Raw genomic sequence first — 772 nt, forward strand, 5'->3', positions numbered from 1 at the left:
GCATGGTCGTCTCCTCGGTTGTTGTCGGGCTTCGTCTTCCTCAGGACCGGCGGGCCGGCACCTGCAGCACGCCCTCGTCCGGCAACGTGCCGTCGCCGCGCCGGAACTCGACGTGTTTGCCGGCCGTCCAGACCTGGACGCACGGGTCGGCCTCCAGGCAGAGCCCGTCCCCATCGATCCGCCGTCTCGCGATGTGGGCTCGCCCGAGCGACACGACGTGCAGGCGACCTCCCGGTTCGAAGCGGTAGGCCCAGTGCACCCCGTCGGTGACTTCCTTGCCGACGAGGTGCGCCCGGATCTCGGAGGCGCTCAGGTGCCGGAATGCCGCACCCGCGGGCGATGGGCTCGCCGTCATCGCCAGGAGAGCGGTCATCGCGGTGAGGCGCCAGCCGGCCATCACACCAGCCCCGCCAGATGCAGGACGACGCCGGCCGCGGCGCAGGTCGCGAGCGTCTGGATCATGCCGACCTTGAACCGGAACACCGCCAGGGCCGCCGCTGCTGCGAGCGCGAGCGCCCAGGGATTCACGCTGGCGAGCACCGGTACGTCGAAGCTGACCGGTCCGGCCGTGAACGGTCGCGTCACTGCGAAGATGGTGTGCAGTGCGAACCAGACCGCGAGGTTCAGGATCACGCCGACCACCGCCGCGGTGATGGCCGAGAGCGCGCCGGCGAGTGCGCGGTTGCAGCGCAGGCGTTCGACGTAGGGGGCGCCGACGAAGATCCAGAGGAAGCAGGGCGCGAAGGTCACCCAGGTGGTCAGCAGGCCGCCG

Annotated in this window: 2 protein-coding genes; both read right to left on the reverse strand. The window is 71.0% G+C overall.

The window, feature by feature from the left end:
- Positions 1–40: 40 nt before the first annotated feature.
- Entirely contained in the window at positions 41–397 is a 357-nt protein-coding gene (locus tag AC1DXK_RS31055; protein ID WP_477299717.1) for a hypothetical protein, read from the reverse strand.
- A partial coding sequence (locus AC1DXK_RS31060) for a chromate transporter (RefSeq protein ID WP_477299718.1) occupies positions 397–772 on the reverse strand: 376 nt, incomplete at its 5' end. The genes AC1DXK_RS31055 and AC1DXK_RS31060, both read right to left, overlap by 1 nt.

It is taken from the genome of Methylobacterium sp. P3_A11, from assembly GCF_056403155.1.

Bases quoted from the DNA above. Each gene is read 5' to 3' on its own strand.
- AC1DXK_RS31055 (WP_477299717.1), bottom strand. From the start codon at position 397: ATGGCCGGCTGGCGCCTCACCGCGATGACCGCTCTCCTGGCGATGACG.